This is a genomic window from Edwardsiella tarda ATCC 15947 = NBRC 105688 (genome assembly GCF_003113495.2).
Taxonomy (GTDB): domain Bacteria; phylum Pseudomonadota; class Gammaproteobacteria; order Enterobacterales; family Enterobacteriaceae; genus Edwardsiella; species Edwardsiella tarda.
The window spans coordinates 346,764-369,655 of record NZ_CP084506.1; the positions used below are offsets into that span (position 1 = coordinate 346,764).

Sequence of the window (22,892 nt, forward strand, 5' to 3'; positions counted from 1 at the left end):
AGCCACCCCGTGTTTGAACATGTAGATGACTATGCCGGCGACCCGATCCTCTCTCTCATGGAGCGTTTCCAGCAGGATCCTCGTCCCGAGAAAGTGAACCTGAGTATCGGACTGTATTATGACCAGCGGGGCGAGGTACCGATGCTCTCCTCGGTCGCCACCGTCTTGGATCGCCTGAATGCGGCGCCGCCGACGGCACCGCTTTATTTACCCATGGAAGGCTTGGCCAGTTATCGTGGCGCCGTACAGTCGCTGCTATTGGGCGCCGATCACCCGGCGTTGCGCCAGAAACGCGTGGCGACGGTGCAAACGGTGGGGGGATCGGGGGCCTTGAAGATCGGTGCCGACTTTTTGCGACGCTATTTCCCTGCCGCTGAGGTATGGGTCAGCGATCCGACGTGGGAGAACCATGTCGCGATCTTCGAGGGGGCGGGTTTTCGTGTGCATCGTTATCCCTATTTCGACTCACAGACGTTAGGGGTACGCTTCGACGCCATGCTGGCGGCATTGGAGCAGTTAGCGCCGCAGAGCATCGTGCTGTTGCACCCCTGCTGCCATAATCCGACGGGCGCGGATCTAACGCCTGCGCAGTGGGACACGCTAGTGGCGCTGTTGCGTCGACGTACCCTGATCCCCTTCCTTGATATCGCCTATCAAGGATTCGGCGGTGGCATGGATCACGATGTCTACGCCATTCGCGCCATCGCTGATGCCGGGCTGCCATGTCTGATCAGCAACTCCTTCTCCAAGATCTTCTCGCTGTATGGCGAGCGGGTCGGCGGCTTATCAGTGCTATGTGGCGATAGCGCCGAGGCGGCACGCGTCTTGGGGCAGCTAAAGGCAACGGTACGACGTAACTACTCCAGCCCACCGTTACACGGTGCGACGCTGGTGGCTGGCGTGCTCAGCGATCCGGCATTACATCGCCAATGGCGGGGAGAGGTCGAGGCGATGCGCTTGCGTATCATCGATATGCGTAAGCAGTTGGCCTCCCTGCTCAATCAGGCGCTGCCGCAGCGTAACTTCGACTATCTACGCCGCCAGCGTGGGATGTTCAGCTATACCGGGCTGTCGCCTCAGCAGGTGGCGCAACTGCAGCAGCAGGACGCAGTCTATCTGGTGGCGAGCGGTCGAATCTGTATGGCCGGCTTGAATGAGGGTAATCTGGCGCGCGTAGCGGCGGCATTGGCGCGCGTGATGGCCTGAGGTACATAGTGTTTCAGCGCGAAGGGGGGCGTAATACTGCGCCCCTCTCTTATGACTGAGACTGGCGTAGATTCTGCGTTTGCTCCCGGCGCTTTGGCGCCCCTTGTCCTTTTCTGACGCGGCGTCTGGCTATCTTTACAGAACTTTCCGCTGCGTTTTCTTGCTGCCAGCTGTACAAAGAATATACTTATCGAGGACGTTGTAAGAATGTGGTATCAGCAAACCTTGACGCTGCGGGCGAGAGCGCGCGGTTTCCATCTGATCACGGCGGAGATCACCGCCGCATTACCGGCCTTGTGTCAGGTACGGGTGGGGCTGTTGCATCTGCTGTTACAACACACTTCGGCGTCGCTTACCCTCAATGAAAACTGTGATCCCACAGTGCGTCATGACATGGAACGTTATTTTTTGCGTGCGGTGCCGGAAGATGCTCCCTATGCGCACGACGACGAAGGTGCGGACGACATGCCCGCCCACATCAAGTCGTCTCTGCTGGGAACCTCGCTGGTGGTGCCGATACGCCAGGGCGCGTTACAGCTTGGAACCTGGCAGGGTATTTGGCTTGGCGAACACCGTATACAGGGCGGGATACGCCGTATCGTAGCAACCATACAAGGGGATAGGATTGATGGATAATTCGGCATTTATGCAATATTGCCTGTCGAAGCCCGGGGCGCAGCAAACCTTACAGAACCGCTGGCGTACCCACCAAGTGCGTGTTGGCGGGGTATTATTCGCGATGGTGGAGAATGGCGAGGCACGCCCGGCGGTGGCGGTGAAGACCAGCTGTGAGCAGGCCGCCAGGCTGCGCAGTCTTCACAAGGATATCGTACCGAGCAGTCGCCTGAACAAGGCGCACTGGAGCACCGTGTTCCTCGACGGTGCCCTCAACGATTCGTTGCTTTATCAGTTGGTGGATGGCTCCTACCAGTTGGCGCTACATCAAGCCAGCGAGCAGCACCCGTTACAGTAAGTTCCCCGCGAAGCTGTACCGGCCGCCGGGCGATGTCCCGGCGGCGTGGTACGTATCACGCGTGTTCGAGGATCGGGCGCAGGAAGCGTGCGGTATGCGAGGTTTCGCATTGCGCGACGGTTTCCGGCGTCCCGGCGACCAAGATTTGTCCACCACCGCTGCCGCCTTCCGGCCCCAGATCGACGATCCAGTCCGCCGTTTTGATCACGTCCAAATTGTGCTCGATAACCACGATGGTATTGCCCTGGTCACGTAGCTGGTGCAATACCGCCAGGAGTTGCTGAATATCGGCGAAGTGTAGACCGGTGGTCGGTTCGTCCAGAATATACAGGGTTTGCCCGGTGCCGCGCTTAGAGAGCTCTCGTGATAGCTTAACGCGCTGTGCCTCGCCGCCGGATAGGGTGGTGGCCGATTGTCCCAAACGAATATAACCCAGGCCAACATCCATCAGCGTCTGTAGCTTACGCGCCAGCGCCGGGACGGCGTCGAAGAAACTGCGCGCCTCCTCGATGGTCATCTCCAGCACCTCGTGGATGTTCTTCCCTTTGTATTTGATCTCCAAGGTTTCGCGGTTATAGCGCTTACCTTTGCAGTGATCGCATGGTACGTAGATGTCCGGTAGAAAGTGCATCTCCACCTTGATCACCCCATCGCCCTGGCAGGCCTCACAGCGCCCCCCGCGTACGTTAAAGCTGAAGCGGCCAGGGGTATAACCACGGGCGCGCGACTCCGGTACCCCGGAGAACAGCTCACGGATCGGGGTGAAGATACCGGTGTAGGTCGCCGGGTTAGAGCGTGGCGTCCGTCCGATGGGGCTTTGATCGATGTCGATCACCTTGTCGAAGTGCTCCAGCCCCTCAATGCTACGGTAGGGGGCCGGTTCACTCAGCGTGGCGCCATTCAACTGGCGTTGCGCGATGGGGAACAGCGTATCGTTGATAAGCGTCGATTTGCCGGAGCCAGAGACACCGGTGATGCAGGTGAACAGCCCGACGGGCAGGGTTAATGTCACCTCTTTCAGGTTATTACCACGCGCACCGCTCAGCTTGAGCACACGCGTTGGATCGGCGGCGACCCGCTCGCTGGGGATGGCGATCTTACGTTGTCCGCTCAGATATTGGCCGGTGAGGGAGGCGGGGGTCGCCATGATCTGCGCCACGTCGCCTTGGGCGACGATCTCGCCACCATGCACGCCGGCACCGGGGCCGATGTCGATGATATGATCGGCGGCACGGATGGCGTCTTCATCGTGCTCGACGACGATCACCGTGTTACCCAGGTTGCGCAGATGCATCAATGTGTCGAGCAGGCGCTCATTATCGCGTTGATGTAGGCCGATGGAGGGTTCATCCAGTACATACATCACCCCGACCAGCCCGGCACCGATCTGGCTGGCCAGGCGGATGCGTTGCGCCTCGCCGCCGGACAGCGTCTCGGCCGAGCGCGACAGGGTCAAATAGTTGAGCCCGACGTTGACCAGGAATTGCAGGCGTTCGCCGATCTCTTTCAGCACCTTTTCGGCGATCTTGGCGCGTTGTCCGCTGAGGGCCAGTTGGTGGAAGAAGCGTAACGCCGCGCCGATGCTGAGATCGGCGATCTGCGGCAGGGTGGTGTCCTCGATGAAGACATTACGCGCCTCTTCGCGCAGACGGGTTCCACCGCAGGCGGCGCAGGGACGGTTGCTGATAAACTTCGCCAGCTCCTCGCGTACCGCGCTGGACTCGGTCTCTTTATAGCGGCGCTCCATGTTGTGCAGCACCCCCTCGAAGGGGTGATGGCGTACCGTGGTGTCGCCGCGATCGTTAATGTACTTGAACTCGATCTCTTCTTTGCCTGAGCCGTAGAGCACTACCTTCCGTACCGCCTCGCTCAGTGAGTCGAAAGGCGCTTCGATATCAAAATGATAATGGTCGGCTAACGAGCGCAGCATCTGGAAATAGTAGAAGTTACGGCGATCCCAACCGCGAATCGCACCACCGGCTAACGAGAGCTCGCCATTCTGCACCACGCGATCGGGATCGAAGTATTGCTGAACACCCAGGCCATCACAGGTCGGACAGGCGCCTGCCGGGTTATTGAAGGAGAACAGGCGCGGTTCTAACTCCCGCATGCTGTAGCCACACAGAGGACAGGCGAAGTTGGCGGAGAACAGCAACTCTTCCGCCTGGGGATCGTCCATATCGGCCACGACCGCACTGCCGCCAGAGAGTTCTAGCGTGGTCTCGAATGATTCGGCCAGGCGCTGTGCCATGTCAGGGCGAACCTTAAAGCGATCGACCACCACGTCGATGCTGTGTTTCTTTTGCAGCTCTAGCTTCGGCGGATCGGAGAGATCGCAGACCTCGCCATCGATCCGCGCGCGGATATACCCTTGCGCCGCCAGGTTTTCCAGGGTCTTACTGTGTTCGCCCTTGCGATCCTTGATGATCGGCGCCAGCAGCATCAGACGCTTACCTTCCGGTTGCGCCAACACATTGTCGACCATCTGGCTGACGGTCTGCGCCGCCAGCGGCGTGCCATGCGTCGGGCAACGTGGCTCGCCGACACGGGCGAACAGCAGACGTAGATAGTCATGGATTTCGGTGATGGTGCCGACGGTAGAGCGTGGGTTATGTGAGGTTGACTTTTGTTCGATGGAGATGGCGGGTGATAAGCCCTCGATATGATCGACATCGGGCTTCTCCATCAACGACAAAAACTGGCGGGCGTAGGCGGAGAGTGACTCGACGTAGCGCCGTTGTCCTTCGGCATACAGCGTATCGAACGCCAGAGAGGACTTACCGGATCCGGACAGGCCGGTGATGACCACCAGTTTGTCGCGGGGAATGATCAGGTTGATATTCTTGAGATTGTGGGTGCGAGCACCCCGTATTTCTATTTTATCCATTACCGACTTCCCGGATTAACAGTTATCGATCTCTGCGTGCACAAACGTGATCAATAATTATGACATATTCAAAACTGAATGAATATCCAGTATTCAATAGCCGTACCGCTGACGGATTACGGCGTGCGCCGCAGAAACGATCGAGAGTGCTCAAGCGCCGCTGGCGTGTTAGAATTTACCGTTTAGACTGAATAAATTTACTTCATCAGGAGAGTCGATATGGCCAGCAGAGGCGTAAACAAAGTGATTCTTATCGGTAATCTGGGTCAGGATCCGGAAGTCCGTTATATGCCGAACGGCGGTGCCGTTGCCAACTTGACGCTGGCGACCTCTGAATCTTGGCGTGACAAGCAGACCGGTGAGCAGAAAGAGCGCACCGAATGGCATCGTGTTGCGCTGTACGGCAAGCTGGCGGAGATCGCCGGCGAATACCTGCGCAAAGGCTCTCAGGTATACGTTGAGGGGCAACTGCGTACGCGTAAGTGGCAGGATCAGAGCGGCCAGGACCGCTATACCACCGAAGTCGTCGTCGACATCAACGGCTCTATGCAGATGCTGGGGGGACGTCAGGGTGGCGGGGCTCCGATGGGTAACCAAGGTAACCAAGGCCAGCAAGGGGGCTGGGGCCAGCCGCAGCAGCCGCAAGGCGCCGCCTTCAGCGGTGGGCAATCCGCGCCTCGTCAGCAGCAGGGGGGTTATGCCGCGCCAGCACAACCGGCCGCACCGCAGAGCAACGAGCCGCCGATGGATTTCGATGATGATATCCCGTTCTGATCGCGCGGGTAGACGGTCAGAGAGCCCCGCGATGCGGGGCTTTTTCTTTGGCGTAATCGGCCATGAGGCGTGGCGAAGCATCGTGAAGGGTGATGCGGTGGAGATGGCCTACTATTTCTGCGGCTCGGCGAGCTGAGAGGGTGTGATGGTATTACGACGACTTTCCTGGATGGTGGGCAGTGGTGCCTGGCTGATGCCATGGGTATTGTTGCTCTGGCAGTGGCTGGAGACGGGGCGTTATCAGGCTGCGCTCTCCGCCCAGGCGTATCGAAGCTGGCAGATGACGGTACTGCTGGCCGATGCGGCCTTTGCCGGCCTTCTGTCATTATTGGCGTTGCTGGTGGGGGCGCTCGCCCTGGCACGCAGTACGCCGGAAAGTGTGCGGCCAGGCCAGCGTATGGTCGAGCTTGTGGTGTTGGCCCTACCGCTATTGTTTGCCATGTTCGTCGCCGGCCTGTTCTGGCTACATGGTTGAGTGGGCCCGTTGGATGGGCCCACTCGGTGCATTACGGTGTCGTTAGCTCATACTTTTTGATCTTGCGGTAGAGCGTCGCGATGCCTATCCCCAACTCTTCCGCCGCCTGCTTCTTGTTACTGTGGCGTGATAGCGCCTCGCGGATCATCTGCTTCTCCATCTCCTCCAGCGCCGTGCTGCCATGGTCATCGCAGGCCACACTACTCTGATAGTGGCTGTTGTCTTCGCGGTAGACCGGCGTGACCTGGCCATTGACCAGGTTCGGCGGCAGCAACGCCGTATCGATCACCTCGCCGCTGGGCACCACGTTGATCAGGTACTCCATCAGGTTACTCAGCTCGCGTACGTTACCCGGCCAACGGTAGCGTTTGAGTAACATCATCACCTGCGGGGAGATCCCCGGGTAGACCAGGCCGATACGCTTGGTATGCAGGTTAAGGAAGTAGTGGATCAGCAGCTCGATGTCGCCATTACGCTCGCGTAGTGGCGGTAGCGCGACGGGGATGACGTTGAGGCGGTAGTAGAGATCCTCGCGGAATTTTCCCTCCGCGATGTACTGCTCCAGATTCTGGTTGGTCGCCGAGATGATGCGGATATCGACGGAGACCGGGTTACTGGAGCCGATCGGCTGAACCTCCCGAGCCTCGATGGCCCGCAACAGCTTGGCTTGCAGCGTGAGGGGCATGTCGCCGATCTCATCGAGGAATAGCGTACCGTGATTAGCCGCCTGGATCAGGCCGACCTTACCGTTGGCCGAAGCCCCGGTGAAGGCCCCCTTCACATAGCCGAACAGCTCGCTCTCCAGCAGTTGGTCGGGAATGGCGGCGCAGTTGATGGCGATGAAGGGCTTATTGTTACGATCGCTCAACTGGTGGATGGCCCGCGCCACCACTTCTTTACCGGTGCCGCTCTCACCGACGATCAGCACGCTGGAGGGACTGGGCGCCACGCGGCTGATTAAGCGTTTGAGGGTGCGCATCGGACGACACTCCCCCACCAGATGTTCGATACGCGGATCGTCCGGATTCAGCTCGACGTTCATCGGCGAGTGAGACTGATGGAACGCCATCAGGAACAGCTGGTGGTCCTGTATATCGTGTAGCTGCCCGATGACCAACTCTTGATGCTGATCGAAGGTGACGATATGTTGCAGATGGCCGCTGAGATAGTTTTGTTGATAGGTCAGCGGGCGAATATTAAAAGTTTTACCTATAACTTGCTCATTAATGGCATTCAATTGTTTTAATGCCGTCGCGTTGGCAAATTTCGCCTGATTATTTTCGTCAAGGACGACCACCCCCTGATCCATATTCTCGATTAGGCTTAGCAGTATTTTGCTGACGCCATCGTTTGCTCCTTGGCTTTCCAATAGTTTAGAGACGAATATGTTGGATATATGGCGAACGTAATCGGAGAACTCGTGTAAATTATCTTTTATTCGTTCTTGTTGCTCTTGGGTAAAGGCGACCAGGCTAATCACCCCGATACAGTTTCCTTGGAACAGAATGGGCGTACCAAGGAAAGCCTTCTCCTTACAGTTATCCTTACTGTTGCATCCTTCACAGACCGGATCGAAACGTGAGCGGATCACCACCTTTTCCTGTTTAGTATCGAGGACGTAACGCAGTAGGCGTGAATTGCTGTTGAGCTTGCGGCCGAAGAACTTGCCATACGGGCCGGTGCCGGCGACGCGTGTCATGGCGGCATCGACGATTTCAACCTCCAGTTGCAGTACGCTAGACAGCATCTTGGTAAAGCGCAGAATGATGGGTTGGATCTGCATTAAAACGGATTGCGTGTTTGCCGACGTCATAATTAAACCTTTCTTTTAGCACTTAACCAGTTACCCGGTGTCGCGGATATTTTGGCGGTGGTGACAACCTATTCCATTAGGTCACATGCATCTTCATTTATCGCATGATACTAACTCAGCAAAATTGAATTTTGATAAATATGGATTTTTTTTCGCGCGCGATACGACAAATATGTAATAGCCATCACACTTTATTATCAAAATGAGACTAATGGCGGATATGTTATCAATATGGGTTACTGAACAGTGAAAAAAAATGGCCGCCGCTGACTCCGCAAGCAAGTGTTTAGTGTATTTACTCTGCTGATAATATGCATCCAACAGATAAAACAGGTCCCCTTTCAGGGCTTTTGAGTCTTATTTTGTGATGCCTCTCGCACAATATCATGGGCGCTCTCGCTCCACACTGGCAGAAAACAAATTTGGCACAGTTATTGTTTAAGTCTTATCAGTCGCTGTTATCGGCTGTTTGCAGGTCGGACTCTCACCGCCTGGGCGGCGTAGCAGGTTGTCAGGTAGCCAGTCACTTACTCATTAGGGCCATACGATGAAAACTGTTAATGAAATTATCAAGGATATCAACGCGCTCAAGTCTAACCTTCATGACAAGGACTTTTTGCTGACCTGGGAGCAGAGTCCGGAAGAGCTAAAGCTGGTGCTGGATGTCGCCGACGCGTTGAAGACGATGCGTGCAGAAAATATCGCGACCAAAATCTTTAATAGCGGGCTGGGTATCTCCGTATTCCGTGATAACTCAACCCGTACTCGTTTCTCCTATGCCTCGGCCTTGAACCTGCTGGGTCTGGCTCAGCAGGACCTGGATGAGGGCAAATCCCAGATCGCTCACGGAGAGACCGTGCGTGAGACCGCCAACATGATCTCCTTCTGCGCCGATGCCATCGGCATCCGTGATGACATGTATCTGGGGGCTGGTAACGCCTATATGCGCGAAGTCGGTGCCGCGTTGGATGAAGGCTATGAGCAGGGTGTGTTGCCGCAGCGTCCGGCGCTGATCAACCTGCAGTGTGATATCGACCACCCGACGCAATCCATGGCCGACCTGGCTTGGCTGCGTGAGCACTTCGGCAGCCTGGAGAATTTGAAGGGCAAGAAGATCGCCATGACCTGGGCCTACTCACCGAGCTACGGTAAGCCGCTGTCCGTACCGCAAGGCATCATCGGCCTGATGACGCGCTTCGGTATGGATGTCACCCTGGCTCACCCGGAAGGCTATGACCTGATCCCGGATGTGGTCGAGGTCGCGCGTAACAATGCCAAGGCATCCGGCGGCAGCTTCCGCCAGGTGAACTCGATGGCCGAAGCCTTCAAGGATGCGGATATCGTCTATCCCAAGTCCTGGGCTCCGTATCAGGTGATGGAGCAGCGCACCGAACTGCTGCGCGCCAATGACCACGATGGCCTGAAGGCGCTGGAAAAACAGTGCCTGGCCCAGAACGCCAACCATAAAGATTGGCACTGCACCGAAGAGATGATGAAGCTGACGCGTGGCGGTGAGGCCCTGTATATGCACTGCCTGCCGGCTGATATCTCCGGTGTCTCCTGCAAAGAGGGTGAGGTCACTGAAGGCGTATTCGAAAAATACCGCATCGCCACTTACAAAGAGGCCAGCTGGAAGCCGTATATCATCGCCGCCATGATCGTCGCCCGTAAGTTCCCGAAACCGGGTCTGTTGCTGGAGCAACTGCTCAAAGAGGCGCAGAAACGTATTAAGTAACACCGTCGGCCGGCCGACAGGGCCGGCCCCTCCGCCAGCGCGGATCTCTTTTTCGATGGATGAGGTTGGTTTATGTCTGTTTTCTCGTTGAAGGTGGATATTGCGCAGAACCGTTTCTTCAATGGTGAAACGTCGCCACTGTTCTCCCGTGCCGAAGCACAGAAAGCGCGGGCCTTTCATAAAAAAATTACCGGCTACCGTCCCACGCCGCTATATGCCCTGGATGAACTGTCTCACCTGTTCGGCATCGGCAAGATCTTAGTGAAGGATGAGTCGCAGCGTTTCGGCCTCAACGCCTTCAAGATGCTGGGCGGTGCCTACGCCATCGCTCGCCTGTTGTGTGATAAGTATCACATGGATATCAATGACTTCTCCTTCGAGAAGCTCAAATCCACACTGACCGAGCGCATGACCTTCGCCACCACTACCGATGGTAACCATGGTCGTGGCGTGGCCTGGGCCGCGCAGCAGTTGGGGCAGCATGCGGTGGTGTACATGCCGAAGGGCTCGGCGCGTGAGCGGGTAGAGCATATCCGTAACCTGGGCGCCGAATGCATCGTTACCGATATGAACTATGACGACACGGTACGTCTGACCATGAAGACCGCGCAGGAGCGGGGTTGGGAAGTGGTGCAGGATACCGCGTGGGAAGGCTACACCAAGATCCCGACCTGGATCATGCAGGGGTACGCCACGCTGGCGGACGAAGCGGTGGAGCAGATGGCGCAGATGGGCATTGAGCGCCCGACTCACGTCTTCCTGCAAGCTGGCGTCGGCGCCATGGCGGGGGGCGTGTTGGGCTATCTGGTCGATGTGTATGGCGCGAATAATCTGCACTCGGTGATCGTCGAGCCGGATCTGGCGGACTGCGTATTCCGCTCCGGGGTGAAGGGGGAGATCGTCAACGTCGGCGGCGACATGTCCACCATCATGGCTGGCCTGGCCTGCGGCGAGCCGAACCCGTTGGGCTGGCCGCTGCTGCGCAATTGTGCCACCCAGTTTATCTCCTGCCAGGACAAGGTGGCGGCGCTGGGGATGCGTGTGTTGGGTAACCCGTTGGGTCAGGATGCACGCATCATCTCTGGCGAATCGGGTGCCGTTGGTCTCGGGGTCTTGGCTGCCGTTCACCATCACCCGCGTCGTGAAGAACTGATGAAGACGTTAGGGCTGAATCGCGACTCCGTGGTGCTGTTGATCAGTACCGAAGGGGATACCGACGTGAAGCACTACCGTGAAGTGGTTTGGGAAGGGAAATACCCGGCGTGTGAATAAGCGCGGGGGCATCGTTGAATTCATGCTCCCCGCCCGGCGGGGGGATCACCACTGGAGAAGAATATAATGGCTAAGCAAGTTCCGTTCGATATGATTCTGGAGAAGGCGCATCAGTATAAAGACGACATGTCCCGTTTCCTGCGCGACATGATTGCCATCCCCAGTGAAAGCTGCGACGAAAAGCGTGTAGTACTGCGTATCAAAGAAGAGATGGAGAAAGTGGGCTTCGATCGTGTCGAGATCGACCCGATGGGTAACGTGTTGGGCTATGTCGGTCACGGCCCGCATCTGATTGCCATGGATGCCCACATCGACACCGTCGGGGTGGGTAACATCAAGAACTGGACCTTCGCTCCCTATGAGGGGATGGAGACCGATGAACTGATCGGCGGACGCGGCGCGTCGGATCAGGAAGGCGGCATGGCCTCCATGGTATATGCCGGTAAGATCATCAAGGATCTGGGGCTGGAAGATCAGTACACCCTGCTGGTGACCGGGACGGTACAGGAGGAGGATTGTGACGGCCTGTGCTGGCAGTACATCATCGAGCAATCTAAGATCCGTCCGGAGTTCGTGGTCAGTACCGAACCAACCGATTGTCAGATCTACCGCGGCCAGCGTGGGCGTATGGAGATCCGTATCGATGTACAGGGTATCAGCTGCCACGGTTCTGCACCGGAGCGCGGCGATAACGCCATCTTCAAGATGGGGCCGATCCTGAACGAGTTACAAGAGCTGTCACAGAATCTGGGGTATGACGAGTTCCTCGGCAAGGGGACGCTGACCGTCTCCGAGATCTTCTTCACCTCACCGAGCCGTTGCGCCGTCGCCGACAGCTGCGCCGTCTCCATCGACCGTCGCCTGACCTGGGGCGAAACCTGGGAAGGTGCACTGGAGGAGATCCGTGCCCTGCCGGCGGTGAAAGCCGCTAACGCGACCGTCTCCATGTACAACTACGATCGCCCCTCCTACACCGGGCTGGTCTATCCGACCGAATGCTACTTCCCTACCTGGAAGGTCGAAGAAGATCACATCACGGTGAAGACACTGAGCCAAGCTTATCAAGGCTTGTTCCGTAAGCAGCCGGTGGTCGACAAGTGGACCTTCTCCACCAACGGCGTCTCCATCATGGGTCGTCATGGCATCCCGGTGATCGGTTTCGGTCCGGGTAAAGAGCCGGAGGCGCATGCGCCGAACGAGAAGACCTGGAAGGATCATCTGGTGACCTGTGCGGCGATGTATGCCGCCATCCCGCTGACCTATATGGAACAGCTGAAGAAGTAAGTTAATGCCCCCCGCCCCGGCACCCGTGGTGCCGGGGCTCCTCTGCGGAGTCACGACGATGAGAACGCTAATTAAGAATGGCACGGTGGTGAACCACGACGGCGAACGGTTGGCGGATGTGCTGATTGAGCATGGCATCATCAGTCGCGTCGACCCCGGCCTGAGCGAGGACGAGGCGGATGAGGTGATCGATGCGCAAGGCTGCTATGTGTTGCCCGGCGGCGTCGATGTCCATACCCACTTCAACATCGATGTTGGCTTGGCGCGGAGCTGTGATGATTTTTTTACCGGCACCCGCGCAGCGGCGTGTGGCGGTACAACAACCATTATCGACCATATGGGCTTCGGCCCGAAAGGCTGCTGCCTGCATCATCAGTTGGCGGCCTATCATGACTATGCCGCCGGCAAGGCGGTGATCGACTACAGTTTCCACGGGGTGATTCAGCATATCGACGAGGCGATCCTCGACGAGATGGCCTCGATGGTGCATGACGAGGGCATCAGCAGCTTTAAGCTCTATCTGACCTATGGTTTCAAGCTGGACGATGACGCGGTATTGCGTGCCTTGCGTCGTTTGCATCAGGTCGGGGCCTTGACCACGGTGCATCCGGAGAACGATGCCGCCATCGCCCAACGTCGCGCCCATTATCTGGCGCAAGGCGAGGTCGCACCGATCTTTCACGCTCGCAGCCGTCCCTTGGAGTGCGAGGCGGAGGCCATCGCCCGGATGATTAACCTGGCGCAGTTGGCCGGCAATGCACCGCTGTATATCGTCCACCTCTCTAATGGCTTAGGGCTGGAGTACCTGCGCCTGGCGCGTGCGCGCCATCAGCCGGTGTGGGTGGAGACCTGCCCGCAGTATCTGCTGTTGGATGAGCGTTGTTACCTGCGTGAGGATGGGCTGAAGTTTATCCTTAGCCCGCCGCTACGTAATCTGCGCGAGCAGGATGCCTTGTGGTGTGGCATCAGCGACGGCGCCATCGATGTGGTGGCCACCGATCACTGTACCTTCCCTTACAGCCAGCGACAGGCACTCTCCGGCGGTAACTTCAGTCGTTGTCCCAATGGGTTACCGGGCGTCGAGAACCGTATGTTGCTGTTGTTCTCCGCCGGGGTGATGACCGGACGTATCTCGTTGCCACATTTCGTGGCGTTGACCAGCGCCACCCCGGCGCGCCTGTTCGGCCTCTGGCCGCAAAAGGGGCTGATCGCCCCAGGCGCCGATGCCGACGTGGTGATCATCGATCCGCGCCGCACCACCACTATTCATCACAGCGCATTGCATGATAACGCCGACTACAGTCCCTACGAGGACATGGTCTGCCGGGGGGAGATCCGTCATACCCTGGCACGCGGCGAACGGATTTTCAGTGAAGGGCAGTTTAGCGCCGAACCGGGGCGCGGGCGTTTTCTGAAGCGTAAAGCGTTTCAGGCACCGCTATAGGCAGTACGGCTGCGCCCGCATACCGCCGGGAAGCTTGCGCGACGGGATGCAGTCCGGCCCAACAACATACGAGTGAGGATATGATGAAGAAAAAAATCGTGCTCGCGCTGGGGGGAAACGCACTGGGCGAAGGGCTGGCCGAACAGATGAAGGCGGTGAAAACCACGGCACGGGCGATCGTCGATCTGATCGCCCAGGGCCATCAGGTGGTGGTCACCCACGGCAACGGCCCACAGGTTGGCATGATCAACCAGGCGTTCGAGGCGGCGGCGAAGACCGAAGCGCACACCCCGATGCTGCCGATGTCGGTCTGTGTCGCGTTGAGTCAAGGATATATCGGCTACGATCTGCAAAACGCGCTGCGTGAGGAGCTGCGGGATCGGGGGATGGATACGCCGGTCGCGACGCTGATCACTCAGGTTGAGGTGGATGGTAAGGATCCCGCCTTCCTCAATCCGTGCAAACCGATCGGATCGTTCTTCAGCCAGGAGGAGGCGGAGATCCTGACGCGCAACGGCTACAACATGAAGGAGGATGCCGGACGGGGTTATCGCCGTGTGGTCGCTTCGCCGAAACCGGTCGATATCATCGAGAAAGAGACGGTGAAAGCGATGATCAACGCCGGCCAGGTGGTGATCACCGTCGGTGGCGGTGGGATCCCGGTGATCCGCGAGGGGAATCATCTGCGTGGCGCCAGCGCGGTGATCGACAAGGATTGGGCCAGCGCCAAGCTGGCGGAGATGATCGATGCCGATATGCTGATCATCCTGACGGCGGTCGAGAAGGTGGCGATCAACTTTGGTAAGCCGAATCAGCAGTGGCTCGATCGCCTCAGCCTGGAGGATGCCCAGCGTTTTATCGATGAGGGGCACTTTGCCAAGGGTTCGATGTTGCCCAAGGTCGAGGCGGCGCTCTCCTTCGCGCGGACTCGAGCGGGCCGAGAGGCATTGATCACCGTGCTGGATAAGGCGAAAGAGGGGATCGAGGGTAAGACCGGTACCGTGGTGTGCCAGTGATCCTCACCGGGCCTTGGGTGTCGCGTCCGAGGCCATCACTTGAACAGCAATGACCGAGGGGGCGCTTAGCGCCCCCTCGGTGTTATCGGTTAGGCCGTGCCGTGTCGGCACGCTATGCGCGGGATTGCCGCGCGCTGATGGATCAGGATTGTGGGCTCAGTTTCATCATCGCCTCTAACACCGCGCCACCGATGGCGCGCGCCTTATCGGAGACGGTGGTGTGGTCGGCCTGGGCCCCACGCGGATCGACGTCGCCGATCTTAAAGCCAGCGCTGACCTCCAGTCCCTCACTCAGCAGACCGCGCACCATGCCCTGCAGCGGCGAAATCACCGGCGTGTTATCGATATGGGCAAGGGTATCGCCTTCGTTAACCAGATCGCCCAACTTGACGCAGCAGTGCATGATGCCGGCGTGCGGTGCCCGGATCACTCGACGGGTGGTGTGGCCGTTGATATTCCCAGGGATGCCGGTGTTAGCCTGGGCAAAGCCGCGGTAGATCACCCGTCCCAGGTGGTGGCCCCGGTTGGTTTCGATCACCGCATCGCAGTCTTGGCCGGCATCGAAGCCCGGGCCGAGGGCGATGGTGACGGGGGCCATGTCGCGTCGCGTCCCCAGATTCTGCTTGGCCAGGATCGCATCGACCAGGTAGTGGGGTTGCAGCGCCGCCAGGGTGAGGCACTGCGGATCGACCAGCACCGGGATGATGCCCTGTTCGATCAGGCTGAAGGCCTGCTCCGCACCCTCGGCGCGCCGCGCCGTCACCCCTTCGACCGTCGTCTCGCCATCGAATACCGCCTGAGCGAACGCGACGCTACGGCGGATCACCGTCGGTTTGGCCACCTCTAACATCAAGATGCGGAAGCCAGCATGATACAGGCGCAGCGCCACGCCGGTGGCGATGTCGCCAGCACCCCGGATGGCCACCAGTCGATTGCGCTGTAGACGAATGTTCTGCTTCATCTGGCCGCCGGCGGCGCGATTCTTGATCTGCAACACTTCGGCCAGAATGCTGACGGCGATCTCTTCCGGTGTTTCGGCGCCGATGTTATAGCCGATGGGGGCGTGCAGGCGTGCTAACTGCTCCTCGTCGATGCCGCTCTGGCGCAGTTGTTGGCAGAAGGTCTGTACCTTGCGACGGCTACCTAACAGCCCTAGGTAATCGAGCGGCTTATCGATCAGGCAGTCGAGGGCCTCCTTGTCCTGGCTATTGGTGGCGATAATGACAAAGCTCTCCGCTTCGATCTGCATCGCCGCGATGAGATGGGTATAGCTGTCGGCATGGTGTAGGCGAGTACCCGCAGGAAAGAGCGCCGGATCCAGGCTCTCCTGATAAGTATCGCCGACATGAATATCGAAGCCTAGCGGCGCGGCGGCATGAGCGATGGCACGATTGACGTGCCCGGCGCCGATCAGTACCAGGCGGGGGCGCAGGCCGTGAACATCGATGTATACCGACATGGCGCCGCCACAGTCGGAGCCGACCGCATCTTGCCCGCTGCGTGCCATACGGCCATGAAAGACGCGTGGTTTACGCTCGGCCAGTGCCTGCATGGCCTGTTCGATGACCAGGCGTTCGACCATCCCGCCACCGATGGTGCCGATGATGCTGCCGTCTTTTAAAACCAACATTTGGGCCGAATGGCGCGGTGTAGAGCCCCGACTCTCGATGATCTGGGCCATGGCGAAGGGGCGGTTCTGTTCCTCAAGTTGCGCGGCTTGTGCAAAGATATTCATAAAGACCTCAATGTTTACTGCCTTGTTGTTATTCCCAGCGCTGCCGCGGGCATCCGCGGGGAGAGTTGTTGTCATGGCGCTGCAAGATACGCGTAATCGGGGGATGTTCACGGACGGCACCGAGCCAGATGGCATCCAGCAAACCGTCATGCAACAGGGCATACAGATCGGCGTCCGTCACATTATCAGATTGATAAAAGCGGTTGATCAGCCAGACCCGTCGCGCCCCATCGGGGACGCCCTTAAACATACCGTTTGGATGGCGAATGAAGCGGCTCATCGCCGCCATATCCAGGCGTTCTCCCTGCGCCAGGCCGCTGCAGGCGGCGAATAGCGGCCAACGGTGTACGTTCTGTGCGCCGACGGGATGCCCTAACGCCGCTCCCCCGCTCACCGCGATCACGCAATGGCTACGTTCAGGGATGCAAGGTTCGTGCCCCGCAGGCGCCTTCATCGCTAGGCGATGAGCCCCATCGGCCTCGACCAAGATCACATCGGCTAGCGGGCGTTGGGCCAGCGCATCAACCTGTTCCGGCGTGAAGCCGCGCACCTTGCCGTTGGCAGCATCCCAGGCGGAGAAGCAGGCGGTGATCGGGGCGTGGAGCGCATCAGCCGGTAAGGCTGCCGGCTGATGGCAGAAGAGGGTAGGGAGCGTGTCGGGGAGATACATGCGGGTCGTGGTGGTAACCACTACCCGTCGCTGCTGGGCGGCCCAGGCCTGCGCCAGCCAGTGTAAGGCGCTGGTTTTGCCCCCGGCGCCGATCAGGCTGATCAGCAGTGGCCGCGCGCGCGTTTCACGATCACAAAACAGCGTATTGAATTCGGGTATTATGCGGTTCACCGTCATAGGCTATGAATAATGTGATTAATCCAGTGGAAAAATAGAATGATGCCAGCAGAAGAATATATTAATCCCGAGGCGGTGAGTGCGATCATTCCTGCCGCCGGGCTCTCGTCACGGATGGGACAGTGGAAAATGATGCTGCCCTATCGCGATGGTACCATCCTGGATGCCAGTATTAATAACGCATTGGTATTTTGTCAGCAAATAATATTAGTGGTGGGCTTTCGCGCCGAGGTGTTATTACAACGTTATGGCGATCATCCTCGCATTAAACTGGTGGTAAATAACGATTATGCCAGCGGTTTATTTTCCTCTATTCGTTGCGGAGCGGCGTCGGTACAGAGCGACTATTGCTTTATCTGCCATGGTGACATGCCTTGCCTGACATCGGCGCTATTCGCCCAGTTGTGGCGGCAGCGTGGGCCCTATGCCTTACTGCCGCGTTATCGTGGCGTTCCCGGTCATCCGGTGCTGCTGCCACGCACGTGGTTGCCGCAGGTTGGGCAGGCGTATCCTCAGCGTAGTATGCGTGAATATTTGCTGGCAAAAGATTATCGTTATCTCGATATAAATTCAGAAGAAATTATTTTTGATGTCGATACACCGCAGGCGTATCAATTGCTTTTGCAAAAATAAGCTGTTTAGTTTTTATATTTAAGCGATTGCGTTCACAGTTAAAATAATTATCGCAAAATTCGCATATCAAAGTGATACGGATTCTCTTTTTTTGATAATCTCATTCGCGCCGAATAAACGGCAGAGAAGTGAGCCTGTTTTAGTGATTGGTATTCTCATTTAGCCGATGTGAGCTGTTTCACAAATAGATAAAACAATTAGATATTACTCACGATTTTTATCATCCAAGGGAAAGTAATAAAGATTTGGCGTGATTGTTGCTGATATCTGGGTAGCCGCCGGTGTGCGCGGGACGTACCCCGGTAAATCAATATCAGCGTTATGTCGCAGCAAGGAGAGAGTCATGGGTGATATTATGCGTCCCGTTCCGTTCGAGGAGCTTCTGACGCGCATTTTTGATGAATACCATCAAAACCGCTCTATCTTTGGGATCCCCGAGCAGCAGTTTTACCGCAAAGAGAATCAGAACCTGATCAAGGTGTTCGGTGAAACCTGTGAGACCCCCATCGGCCCCGCCGCCGGCCCGCATACTCAGCTGGCGCAAAATATCATCGTGTCTTGGCTGACTGGCGGCCGCTTTATCGAACTGAAGACCGTGCAGATCCTCGACCGTCTGGAGCTGGATAAGCCCTGTATCGATGCCGAAGATGAGTGCTTCAACACCGAATGGTCTACCGAGTTTACTCTGCTGAAGGCGCACGACGAATATCTGAAAGCCTGGTTCGCGCTGCATCTGCTGGAGGAGATCTTCGATCCGCGTATCCAGGGTGAGGCCAAGTCCTTCATCTTTAATATGAGCGTGGGCTATAACCTCGACGGCATCAAACAACCGCCGATGCAGCAATTCATCCACGACATGATGGATTCCGCCAAGCATCCTAAGTTTGCCGAATATCGCCGCATCCTGGCGCGCTTGGTCAAGGATGAGGCATTCTTGGCCCGCCTGGGGCTTACAGAGCGGCGCGACCGCCTGGCCGCATTGGCGGAGGCGATCCCTGGCGATATGGCGCACGGTGTTACCCTCTCTACCATGCATGGTTGCCCGCCAGATGAGATCGAAGCCATCTGCCGTTACATGCTGGAAGAGAAACAGCTGAACACCTTCGTTAAGCTGAACCCGACCCTGCTGGGTTACGCGCGAGTGCGCGAGATCCTCGATACCTGTGGTTTCGACTATATCGGCCTGAAGGAGGAGTCCTTCGAGCACGATCTGAAGCTGGCGCAGGCGTTAGAGATGCTGCAGCGCCTGATGGCGTTGGGGCGTGAGAAACAGCTGAGTTTCGGCGTCAAGCTGACCAATACCCTGGGCACCATCAACAATAAGGGGGCGTTGCCCGGCGAAGAGATGTACATGTCCGGTCGCGCCCTGTTCCCGCTCTCCATCAACGTGGCGGCGGTGTTGTCACGCGCCTTCAACGGCGAGCTGCCGATCTCCTATTCCGGTGGCGCCAGCAAGTTCAATATCCGCGATATCTTCGAGACCGGTATCCGTCCGATCACCATGGCGACCGATCTGCTGAAGCCGGGTGGCTATCTGCGCCTGACCGAATGCATGCGCGAGCTGGATCGCTCCGAATATTGGGAGATGCCGAGGGTCGATGTCGCCCGACTGGAGGCGTTGGCCGCCCGCGCCGTCAGCATGGAGTACACCCAGAAACACTGGAAGTCCGAGGACCGCATCGATGCCGGTGGCCCTCTGCCTCTGACCGACTGCTATGTGGCGCCCTGTGTGACAGCCTGTGCCATCAAGCAAGACATCCCCGAATATATCCGCCTGATGGGCGAGGGGCGTTATGCCGATGCCCTGGAGGTGATCTACCAACGTAACGCCCTGCCGGCCATCACCGGTCATATCTGCGACCATCAGTGCCAGTACAACTGTACCCGCCTGGATTATGACAGTGCCTTGAATATCCGTGAATTGAAGAAGGTGGCGCTGGAGCGCGGCTGGCCGGAGTATCAACAGCGTTGGCACAAGCCGGCCGGATCCGGTGACAAGCACCCGGTGGCGGTGATCGGTGCCGGTCCTGCGGGTCTCTCTGCCGGTTACTTCCTGGCTCGGGCCGGTCATCCGGTGACCCTGTTTGAGCGTGAGGCCAACGCCGGTGGGGTGGTGAAAAACATCATTCCGCAGTTCCGCATCCCAGGCGAGTTGATCGCGCATGATATCGACTTCGTCGCCGCTCATGGGGTGAAGTTTGCGTTCGGCTGCGATCCGCATCTGACGGTCGAGCAGCTACAACAGCAGGGCTTCGCCTACGTGCTGGTGGGGGTCGGGACCGATAAGAACAGCGGCGTGCGCCTGGCGGGGGATAACCGTAACGTCTACCGCTCTCTGCCGTTCCTGCGCGATTACAACCGTGGCGAGTCCCTGAAGTTAGGCAAGCACGTCGCCGTGGTCGGCGCCGGTAACACGGCGATGGACTGCGCCCGTGCCGCCCTCCGGGTTCCCGGGGTCGAGGATGTCACGGTGTTGTATCGCCGTACCCTGAATGAGATGCCGGCCTATCGTGAGGAGTACCAAGAGGCGGTAGAGGACGGGGTGAAATTCATGTTCCTGACCAACCCGGAGCGTTTCGATCAGGACGGCACCCTGGTGGCGCGTGTCATGGTGCTTGGCGAGCCGGATGAGCAGGGACGTCGCCGCCCGGTAGCGACCGAGCAGACCGTCACCCTGCAGATGGATGCCCTGATCACCGCCATCGGCGAACAGGCCGACTGTGAGCACTTGGCCGCCATCGGCGTGCCGTTGGACGACAGTGGCTGGCCGGCGGTACGCGATGCCAGCGGCGAGACCACGCGCGACAACGTATTCCTGATCGGTGACGTGCAGAGCGGCCCCTCTTCCATCGTGGCCGCCATCGGTACCGCCCGTCGGGCGACGGACGCCATCCTGGCCCGCGAGAACATTGCCAACAGCTACGGCGATAAGTACTGGAACAACGTCGATCCGGCGCGCATCTACCAGCGCAAGGGGGCGATTGCTGTCACCCTGGTAGACAAAGAGGAGCGTGATGCCTTCGTGGCACAGGAGGCGCAGCGTTGCCTGGAGTGTAACTATGTCTGCAGCAAGTGTGTGGATGTCTGTCCGAACCGCGCCAACGTCTCCATCGCGGTACCGGGATTCCAGAACCGTTTCCAGACGCTGCATCTGGACGCCTATTGCAACGAGTGCGGCAACTGTGCCCAGTTCTGTCCGTGGCAGGGTAAGCCTTACAAAGATAAGGTCACTATCTTCAGCCTGGCGCAGGACTTTACCAACAGCACCAACCCCGGCTTCCTGGTGGAGGGTTCCCAGGTGAGCGTGCGTCAGGATGGCCAAGAGTGGCAGCTACGCATCGATGAGTCCGGTGAGTTCGCCGAGGTGCCGCCGGTATTGAGCGACATGTGCCGCATCATCAGCCATGTTCACAACCACCACCATTATCTGCTTGGCCGCGTGGAGGAATAATCATGCTGATTCTGAAGAATGTCACCGCCGTGCAGTTCGAGCCGGCGCAGGTGCGGGAAGGCGTCGATATCGCCATCGACGGCGCGGAGATCCGCGCCATCGGCGACAACCTGCATGCCCAATTCCCGGATGCGCAGGTGAAAGAGATGCACGGGCGCCTGGTCATGCCAGGCATCGTCTGCGCGCACAACCATTTTTACTCCGGTCTGTCGCGCGGCATCATGGCGAACATCGCCCCCTGCCCGGACTTCATCTCCACCCTGAAAAATCTGTGGTGGCGCCTGGATCGGGCATTGGATGAGGAGTCGCTCTACTACAGCGGCCTGATTTGCTCGCTGGAGGCCATCAAGAGCGGTTGTACCGCGGTGATTGACCATCACGCCTCGCCCAACTATATCGCGGGCTCCCTGGCGACGCTGCGTAAAGGTTTCCTGAAGGCCGGTCTGCGTGGCATGACCTGCTTTGAAACCACCGATCGTAACGGTGGCACCCGTGAGTTGCAGCAGGGCGTCGAGGAGAATATCCGTTTCGCCCAGTTGATCGACGAGGCCAAGGCGAAGGGGAGTGAGCCCTATCTGGTCGAGGCACATATCGGGGCGCACGCACCGTTTACCGTCTCCAACGCCGGGTTAGAGATGTTGGCTGAGGCCCTGCGCGCCACGGGCCGCGGGCTGCATATCCACGCGGCGGAGGATCGCTACGATGTCTCCCACAGCCATGACAAGTATGGTCAGGATCTGGTCGTGCGCCTGGCCGAGTATGGCTTGATCAACGATAAGACCCTGTTAGCCCATGGGCTCTATCTCTCCGATGAGGATATTCGCATCCTCAACGAGCAGGATGCCTTCCTGGTGCATAACGCCCGTTCCAACATGAACAACCATGTCGGTTACAACCAGCGCCTGGCACAGTTCCGTAACCTGGCGTTGGGTACCGACGGTATCGGCGCAGATATGTTCGAAGAGCTGAAGTTCGCCTTCTTCAAGCATCGCGATGCCGGTGGTCCGCTGTGGCCAGATAGCTTTACCCGTTTCCTTTACAACGGCAACCAGCTGCTTAACCGTAACTTTGGCGCGCGTTTCGGGCGTCTTGAGGCGGGATATAAGGCGGATCTCACCATCTGTGATTACCCGTCTCCGACCCCGTTGGCGGCACAGAATATCGGTGGGCATCTGGCCTTCGGTCTGGGCTCCTCCAGCGTACATAGCGTGATGGTCGAAGGGGTAATGGTGTACGAGGATCGCGCCTTCCCGTTCGATATCGAGCCGATTTACGCCGAGGCCCGCAAGGTCGCCGCCCGCATGTGGCAGCGTATGGATGCACTGAACTGAGACCATAAAGCGCCTC

17 protein-coding genes are annotated in these 22,892 nt (G+C 58.2%); 13 read left to right on the forward strand and 4 right to left on the reverse strand.

The features are described 5' to 3' along the window. The first annotated feature begins 9 nt into the window (after window positions 1-9). The 3 genes from DCL27_RS01720 (at window position 10) to DCL27_RS01730 (ending at window position 2,179) form a co-directional block, all read left to right on the forward strand. Window positions 10-1,206 carry an amino acid aminotransferase gene (locus DCL27_RS01720; protein ID WP_035597085.1) on the forward strand — a complete coding sequence of 399 codons (1,197 nt, stop codon included), beginning with the start codon at window positions 10-12 and terminating at the stop codon, window positions 1,204-1,206. A 207-nt stretch (window positions 1,207-1,413) separates the two neighbouring features. Further along, a complete protein-coding gene (locus DCL27_RS01725; RefSeq protein WP_005289714.1) occupies window positions 1,414-1,842 on the forward strand; it encodes a secondary thiamine-phosphate synthase enzyme YjbQ in 429 nt (142 codons plus the stop codon). After that, complete coding sequence (locus DCL27_RS01730) at window positions 1,835-2,179, forward strand: MmcQ/YjbR family DNA-binding protein (protein ID WP_005289715.1); 345 nt, start codon at window positions 1,835-1,837, stop codon at window positions 2,177-2,179. Before DCL27_RS01725 ends, DCL27_RS01730 begins: the two co-directional genes overlap by 8 nt. 55 nt (window positions 2,180-2,234) lie before the next feature. Here the strand turns inward: DCL27_RS01730 and uvrA are convergent, their stop codons facing one another. Then, window positions 2,235-5,066 (reverse strand): excinuclease ABC subunit UvrA, encoded by a 2,832-nt coding sequence (uvrA, locus tag DCL27_RS01735; RefSeq protein WP_005296133.1) that lies wholly within the window; start codon window positions 5,064-5,066, stop codon window positions 2,235-2,237. 219 nt (window positions 5,067-5,285) lie between these two features. Between uvrA and DCL27_RS01740 the strand changes: the two genes are divergently transcribed. Together DCL27_RS01740 and DCL27_RS01745 are read left to right on the forward strand one after the other, a co-directional pair. Then, entirely contained in the window at window positions 5,286-5,840 is a 555-nt protein-coding gene (locus tag DCL27_RS01740; RefSeq protein ID WP_005289723.1) for a single-stranded DNA-binding protein, read from the forward strand. Between the two features lie 145 nt (window positions 5,841-5,985). After that, the gene (locus DCL27_RS01745) at window positions 5,986-6,315 is read left to right on the forward strand and encodes a hypothetical protein (protein ID WP_005296137.1); all 330 of its coding nucleotides are present in this window, start codon (window positions 5,986-5,988) and stop codon (window positions 6,313-6,315) included. A gap of 31 nt (window positions 6,316-6,346) precedes the next feature. Here DCL27_RS01745 and DCL27_RS01750 read toward each other — a convergent pair whose 3' ends face one another. Then, the gene (locus DCL27_RS01750; RefSeq protein WP_005289730.1) at window positions 6,347-8,128 is read right to left on the reverse strand and encodes a sigma-54 interaction domain-containing protein; all 1,782 of its coding nucleotides are present in this window, start codon (window positions 8,126-8,128) and stop codon (window positions 6,347-6,349) included. 547 nt (window positions 8,129-8,675) lie between these two features. On the opposite strand from DCL27_RS01750, the gene ygeW reads away from it, so the two are divergent. The 5 genes from ygeW to arcC all read left to right on the forward strand — a co-directional run bounded on the left by ygeW (window position 8,676) and on the right by arcC (window position 14,879). Beyond that, entirely contained in the window at window positions 8,676-9,863 is a 1,188-nt protein-coding gene (gene ygeW / locus DCL27_RS01755; protein WP_005289733.1) for a knotted carbamoyltransferase YgeW, read from the forward strand. Window positions 9,864-9,935: 72 nt separating this feature from the next. Continuing rightward, complete coding sequence (gene dpaL, locus DCL27_RS01760) at window positions 9,936-11,135, forward strand: diaminopropionate ammonia-lyase (protein WP_005289735.1); 1,200 nt, start codon at window positions 9,936-9,938, stop codon at window positions 11,133-11,135. Between the two features lie 66 nt (window positions 11,136-11,201). Then, entirely contained in the window at window positions 11,202-12,419 is a 1,218-nt protein-coding gene (locus DCL27_RS01765) for a YgeY family selenium metabolism-linked hydrolase (RefSeq protein ID WP_035596990.1), read from the forward strand. Between the two features lie 58 nt (window positions 12,420-12,477). Further along, a complete protein-coding gene (gene hydA, locus DCL27_RS01770) occupies window positions 12,478-13,863 on the forward strand; it encodes a dihydropyrimidinase (RefSeq protein WP_005289740.1) in 1,386 nt (461 codons plus the stop codon). An 83-nt stretch (window positions 13,864-13,946) separates the two neighbouring features. Beyond that, a complete protein-coding gene (arcC, locus tag DCL27_RS01775) occupies window positions 13,947-14,879 on the forward strand; it encodes a carbamate kinase (RefSeq protein ID WP_035595328.1) in 933 nt (310 codons plus the stop codon). Between the two features lie 142 nt (window positions 14,880-15,021). Here arcC and yqeB read toward each other — a convergent pair whose 3' ends face one another. Both yqeB and yqeC read right to left on the reverse strand, forming a co-directional pair. Next, window positions 15,022-16,614: a selenium-dependent molybdenum cofactor biosynthesis protein YqeB gene (yqeB, locus tag DCL27_RS01780; protein WP_035596993.1), complete on the reverse strand. Its 1,593-nt coding sequence runs from the start codon at window positions 16,612-16,614 to the stop codon at window positions 15,022-15,024. 28 nt (window positions 16,615-16,642) lie between these two features. Further along, window positions 16,643-17,461 (reverse strand): selenium cofactor biosynthesis protein YqeC, encoded by an 819-nt coding sequence (yqeC, locus tag DCL27_RS01785; RefSeq protein ID WP_035596997.1) that lies wholly within the window; start codon window positions 17,459-17,461, stop codon window positions 16,643-16,645. A 39-nt stretch (window positions 17,462-17,500) separates the two neighbouring features. Here yqeC and mocA point away from each other — a divergent pair, with 39 nt between their 5' ends. The 3 genes from mocA (at window position 17,501) to ssnA (ending at window position 22,876) form a co-directional block, all read left to right on the forward strand. Continuing rightward, complete coding sequence (gene mocA / locus DCL27_RS01790) at window positions 17,501-18,094, forward strand: molybdenum cofactor cytidylyltransferase (protein ID WP_035597000.1); 594 nt, start codon at window positions 17,501-17,503, stop codon at window positions 18,092-18,094. A gap of 343 nt (window positions 18,095-18,437) precedes the next feature. Continuing rightward, window positions 18,438-21,545, forward strand: coding sequence for a putative selenate reductase subunit YgfK (gene ygfK / locus DCL27_RS01795; protein ID WP_035597003.1), 3,108 nt, complete (start codon window positions 18,438-18,440; stop codon window positions 21,543-21,545). 2 nt (window positions 21,546-21,547) lie between these two features. Next, the gene (gene ssnA / locus DCL27_RS01800; RefSeq protein ID WP_005289756.1) at window positions 21,548-22,876 is read left to right on the forward strand and encodes a putative aminohydrolase SsnA; all 1,329 of its coding nucleotides are present in this window, start codon (window positions 21,548-21,550) and stop codon (window positions 22,874-22,876) included. The last annotated feature ends 16 nt before the right edge of the window (window positions 22,877-22,892 follow it).

Bases quoted from the DNA above. Each gene is read 5' to 3' on its own strand.
- DCL27_RS01725 (WP_005289714.1), top strand. From the start codon at position 1,414: ATGTGGTATCAGCAAACCTTGACGCTGCGGGCGAGAGCGCGCGGTTTC.
- DCL27_RS01745 (WP_005296137.1), top strand. From the start codon at position 5,986: ATGGTATTACGACGACTTTCCTGGATGGTGGGCAGTGGTGCCTGGCTG.
- DCL27_RS01765 (WP_035596990.1), top strand. From the start codon at position 11,202: ATGGCTAAGCAAGTTCCGTTCGATATGATTCTGGAGAAGGCGCATCAG.
- uvrA (WP_005296133.1), bottom strand. From the start codon at position 5,066: ATGGATAAAATAGAAATACGGGGTGCTCGCACCCACAATCTCAAGAAT.
- DCL27_RS01750 (WP_005289730.1), bottom strand. From the start codon at position 8,128: ATGACGTCGGCAAACACGCAATCCGTTTTAATGCAGATCCAACCCATC.
- arcC (WP_035595328.1), top strand. From the start codon at position 13,947: ATGAAGAAAAAAATCGTGCTCGCGCTGGGGGGAAACGCACTGGGCGAA.
- DCL27_RS01740 (WP_005289723.1), top strand. From the start codon at position 5,286: ATGGCCAGCAGAGGCGTAAACAAAGTGATTCTTATCGGTAATCTGGGT.
- dpaL (WP_005289735.1), top strand. From the start codon at position 9,936: ATGTCTGTTTTCTCGTTGAAGGTGGATATTGCGCAGAACCGTTTCTTC.
- yqeC (WP_035596997.1), bottom strand. From the start codon at position 17,461: ATGACGGTGAACCGCATAATACCCGAATTCAATACGCTGTTTTGTGAT.
- mocA (WP_035597000.1), top strand. From the start codon at position 17,501: ATGATGCCAGCAGAAGAATATATTAATCCCGAGGCGGTGAGTGCGATC.
- yqeB (WP_035596993.1), bottom strand. From the start codon at position 16,614: ATGAATATCTTTGCACAAGCCGCGCAACTTGAGGAACAGAACCGCCCC.
- ygfK (WP_035597003.1), top strand. From the start codon at position 18,438: ATGGGTGATATTATGCGTCCCGTTCCGTTCGAGGAGCTTCTGACGCGC.
- ssnA (WP_005289756.1), top strand. From the start codon at position 21,548: ATGCTGATTCTGAAGAATGTCACCGCCGTGCAGTTCGAGCCGGCGCAG.
- hydA (WP_005289740.1), top strand. From the start codon at position 12,478: ATGAGAACGCTAATTAAGAATGGCACGGTGGTGAACCACGACGGCGAA.
- ygeW (WP_005289733.1), top strand. From the start codon at position 8,676: ATGAAAACTGTTAATGAAATTATCAAGGATATCAACGCGCTCAAGTCT.
- DCL27_RS01730 (WP_005289715.1), top strand. From the start codon at position 1,835: ATGGATAATTCGGCATTTATGCAATATTGCCTGTCGAAGCCCGGGGCG.